Here is a 4,985-nt window from a genome sequence, read left to right on the forward strand (position 1 = left end):
CTAGCCCGCGGATTTACCTCTAAAACATAGACTTCTTCACCTTGAATGACAAATTGAATATTCAACAAGCCTTTAATTTGTAAACTTAAAGCTAACCTTTTTGTATAATCAATTAACGTCTGCTTAATCTTTTCACTTAGGGTTTGTGGTGGATAAATAGCAATACTATCCCCAGAATGGATCCCCGCTTTTTCCAAATGCTCCATAATTCCAGGAATTAAAACTTGTTTACCATCAGCAAGGGCATCTACTTCTACTTCTTTACCTAAAAGATAACGATCCACTAAAACAGGATGTTCTGCGGAAACACGTACTGCTTCTTCTAAATAAGTAGTTAATTCCGCTTCGGAATAAACTATTTCCATAGCCCGACCCCCTAAAACATAAGAGGGTCTTACTAATACGGGAAAGCCTAAAGTTTCCGCTATTTTTTTAGCCTGATGATGATTATAGGCGATACTGCCTTGAGGACGAGGTACCTTTATTTCTTCCAAAAGAGCATCAAATTTTTCCCGATCTTCGGCCCGATCAAGATCATTTACCTTAGTACCCAAAATAGGGATATCACACTCAAGCAAAGGTTTAGCCAAATTAATCGCAGTTTGACCACCAAACTGTACTACCACCCCTAAAGGTTTTTCTACTTCCAGAACATCTAAAACATGTTCTAAAGTAAGTGGTTCAAAATAAAGACGATTTGATATTTCTGGATCAGTACTTACTGTTTCCGGATTATTATTAATCACTACTGCTTCCAAACCAGCCTCTTTAATCGCTAAAATAGAATGTACTGAACAATAATCAAATTCAATTCCCTGACCAATACGAATCGGTCCTGATCCCAAAACTACTACTTTCGATTGAGTAGTAGGCTTTAATTCATTTTCAGCCTGATAACAGGAATAATAGTAGGGAGTAGTATGAGCATAAATATCTACCAAACGATATACAGGGGTAATCCCTAACTCTTTACGTTTTTTACGAACCTCTGTAGGGGTTAAACCTTGAAAACGGGCTAGTTCTAGATCACTAAAACCCATTTCCTTGGCTAACAGCCATTCCTTTGAGGTCCACTCCTTTTTTTCTAAGGCAATAATTTCGGCTAAGCTTTCCAGAAAAAAAGGAGCAATCCCCGTTAATTCTTTAATCTTTTCTAAAGATATATCTCGGCGTAAGGCTTCTGCGACAATAAAGATGCGTTCATCATCAGCCATTTTTAATTTTCGGTAAAGATCTTCTTTGGATAAATCAGCTAATTCAGGTACCAATAAACTAGTAAAATCCATTTCCAAAGAATGAATTGCTTTTAAAAGGGCTGCCGAAAATGTTTTCCCTAAAGCCATCACTTCACCGGTTGCTTTCATTTGTGAACCTAGTGTCCGTCTAGCAGTAGTAAATTTATCAAAAGGCCAGCGCGGTATTTTAACCACCACATAATCCCATTTTGGTTCTTTAAGGGCCGCTTTAGTAATTTCGGTAAGTTGATATCCCAAAGCTATTTTAGTAGCCACTTTGGCAATCGGATAACCAGTAGCCTTGGAAGCCAAAGCACTAGAACGACTTACCCGTGGATTTACTTCAATTACATAATATTGTCCACTATGGGGATGTAAAGCATACTGGACATTACAGCCACCTGCAATACCTAAAGCGGTGGCTATTTTTAAAGCACTCTGCTTTAACATTTTCTCTTCCTGAATAGTTAGTGTTTGTGTGGGAGCCACAACCACACTATCACCAGTATGAATTCCTACCGGATCAATATTTTCCATAGAACAAACCGAAAAACAATTACCAGAAGTATCACGTACTACTTCAAACTCTATTTCTTTCCAACCAGCCACACTTCTTTCAATTAATAATTGTTTATTGATACTATAAGTTAAACCTTTAGCCGCAATTTCCTTTAATTCCGACTTATTTTCCGCTACTCCACCTCCACTTCCCCCTAAAGTATAACCTGGACGAACTATTAAAGGATAACCTATTTCTTCAGCAAATAATAAAGCTTTTTCTACACTATCAACAACCATACTTTCCGGTATTGGTTCTTTAATTTCGGACATTAATCTTTTAAATAATTCCCGATCTTCGGCTTGACGAATCGCATCTAAAGAGGTGCCCAAAAGCTCTACCCCATATTTCTCCAACACACCTTTTTCAGCTAAAGCCAAAGCTAAATTTAAACCTACTTGACCTCCTAAAGTAGCTAAAAGCCCATCTGGTTTTTCTTTAGCAATAATTTGTTCTAAAACTTCGGGAATTAAAGGTTCTAAATAAACTCGAGCGGCCATTTCCGTATCAGTCATAATTGTCGCCGGATTAGAATTAACCAATACTACTTCAATTCCTTCTTCTTTAAGGGCTTGACAGGCCTGTGTACCGGCATAATCAAATTCGGCTGCCTGTCCGATGACAATCGGACCAGAGCCAATCATTAATACCTTTTTAATCGCTAAATTTTTAGGCATACCTGTCCCCCTTTACTAAGCCATCACACATAACAATATTTCCCCCCACAATGGTCATTATCGGCCAACCTTGAAAAACACGACCATCTACTGGAGTATTTTTACCTAATGAATAAAACTGACTGGCCTGTACCGCTTTCGTTAATAAAGGATCAATAATTGTTAAATCCGCGGTTTCACCCACTTTTAAGATACCTTTGTTAATACCCAAAACTTTAGCCGGACCAGTAGTAAAACGTGCCACAAATTCCAAAGGATTCATTTTTTCCTGTACTACTAAAGTATCCCAGGTAATTGGCAGGGCAGTTTCCAAACCAGAAATACCAAAAGGAGCCCGACTATATTCTTGTTCTTTTTCCTCCGGAGACCAAGGAGCATGATCAGTAGCTATACAAGAAATTAACCCCCTTTGCACAGCCTGACGAATAGCCTGAACATCTTTTTCACTGCGCAAAGGTGGTTTCACCTTTGTATGGGTGGAATAATCTTTCACAGCCTGATCAGTAAGTAAAAGATGATGAGGAGTAGCCTCAGCGGTAATTTCTAGACCGCGTTCTCGTGCAAATTCAAGCAGGGCTACACTACCAGCAGTACTCACATGGGCTAAATGTAATTTCCCTCCCGTTAATTCGGCCAAAAAAATATCCCGTGCGACCATAATTTCTTCCGCTTGTGCCGGGATACCGCGTAAACCTAAATTAGTCGACCATTTACCTTCATGCATTAAACCATCAGCAGAAAGGGTTTCATCCTCAGAATGAGAAATTACTGGGATTCCAAAAATCTTAGTATATTCCAAAGCCCGCCTCATCACTTCACTATCTAGTACACAGTTGCCATCATCGGAAACCGCCACCGCTCCGGCACGATAAAGTGAACCAATTTCCGCAATTTCTCTACCCAAACGTCCTTTACTGATTGTACCAATAGGTAGTACCTGTACCAAACCTACTTCACGTGCTCTTTTTAAAACTAATTCAATGGTTCCTTCATTATCAGCACAGGGATTAGTATTAGGCATAGCAGCTATGGTAGTAAATCCTCCTGCCACAGCGGCTTGTGAACCAGTACGTATGGTTTCATGTACCTCCCCCCCAGGTTCACGCAAATGCACGTGTAGATCAATAAATCCAGGGGCCACTATTTTCCCTTCCAAATCAATTACTTCTCCACCAGTCTCCAAATGTTCCGCCATTTCCACAATTTTGTTGCCCTTAATTTTAATATCCAGTACTTTTTCTAAATTAGTACTCGGATCCAATACTAAACCACCTTTTAAACAAAGCTCCATTAATCATCAGCTCCTTTCCGCACTAACATTAAGTATAAAAGAGCCATACGTACTGCCACTCCATTGGTCACTTGTTCCGGAATATAAGAATTAAGACTGTCAGCTACTTCACCCGAAATTTCAATGCCCCGATTAATCGGTCCTGGATGAATAACCAAACAGTCTTTTTTAGCTAAAGCCAATTTCGTTTTATTTATACCATATAATTGACTATATTCCCGCAGTGATGGAAAAAAGCCGGCCCGCTGTCTTTCCAATTGTAATCTTAAAACCATAATTACATCAGCATCCTGAATAGCTTCTTTTAAATCATAAGTAATTTCGGCTTTTTCTTCCACCCCAGGTGGAATAAAAGTCGCCGGTCCACATAATTTCACTTGAGCCCCCATAGTAGTTAAACCACTTAAATTAGAACGGGCCACCCGGCTGTGTAAAATATCGCCAATTATGGCTACCTTTAAACCTGCCAAACTGCCATAATATTCTTCAATGGTTAAAAGGTCCAATAAAGCCTGTGTGGGATGTTCATGAAAACCATCACCAGCATTAATTATTCTTGCTTCCAAGAAATTACTCAAAAAAGCGGGAGCACCAGCCATCTTGTGGCGAATAATCACCAAATCTACACCCATGGCTTGTAAACTCAACCCCATATCCTTTAAACTTTCTCCTTTAACCATACTACTAACAGCTGGATTAATATTAACTACATCAGCACTCATATATTTACCGGCTAATTCAAAGGAAGTACGGGTACGAGTACTTGGTTCATAAAAAAGTGTAACTATTGATTTACCTCTGAGAGTAGGTACTTTTTTTAAATCACGCTTAATAATCTTTTTCATTTCCTTAGCTGTTTGCAAAATTAACTCTATTTGCTCACGACTAAGCTGTTCCATACTTAAAAGATCTTTAGCCTTAATCCCCATTTTCAGCCTCCCTCCCTTAAGATTATTCTCCCTTAGCAACAAAAAACCTTCCACCCGCAGGCAGAAGGTATACTTACACTTACCCCTTATTAGCCTCACGGGACTAATTTCAAGGGAAACTATCTTTAACTATTATAATAAACCACAATTAGCTTTGCAACCCTAAAAAAATCCTCCCCGACATTTTTTCCGCTGACAAACATAATTCCGTGTTTAGCAATTAACACCATAAAACTTAAGATCAAAAAATATGTTGATTTTTTAAGCTAACAACTAATTTTGCGATCTATATGA

The 4,985-nt window shown here is 38.8% G+C and carries 3 protein-coding genes; all 3 read right to left on the reverse strand.

The genetic code is table 11. The features are described 5' to 3' along the window. On the reverse strand, positions 1-2,471 hold a 2,471-nt coding region (carB, locus tag GX687_04065; GenBank protein HHX96621.1), incomplete at its 3' end, for a carbamoyl-phosphate synthase large subunit. Continuing rightward, positions 2,464-3,762 carry a dihydroorotase gene (locus tag GX687_04070; protein ID HHX96622.1) on the reverse strand — a complete coding sequence of 433 codons (1,299 nt, stop codon included), beginning with the start codon at positions 3,760-3,762 and terminating at the stop codon, positions 2,464-2,466. The genes GX687_04070 and carB, both read right to left, overlap by 8 nt. Beyond that, a complete protein-coding gene (locus GX687_04075) occupies positions 3,762-4,691 on the reverse strand; it encodes an aspartate carbamoyltransferase catalytic subunit (GenBank protein HHX96623.1) in 930 nt (309 codons plus the stop codon). Before GX687_04075 ends, GX687_04070 begins: the two co-directional genes overlap by 1 nt. Positions 4,692-4,985 lie beyond the last annotated feature (294 nt).

The organism is Clostridia bacterium, assembly GCA_012841935.1.
Lineage (GTDB): Bacteria > Bacillota > Peptococcia > DRI-13 > DTU073 > DUTS01.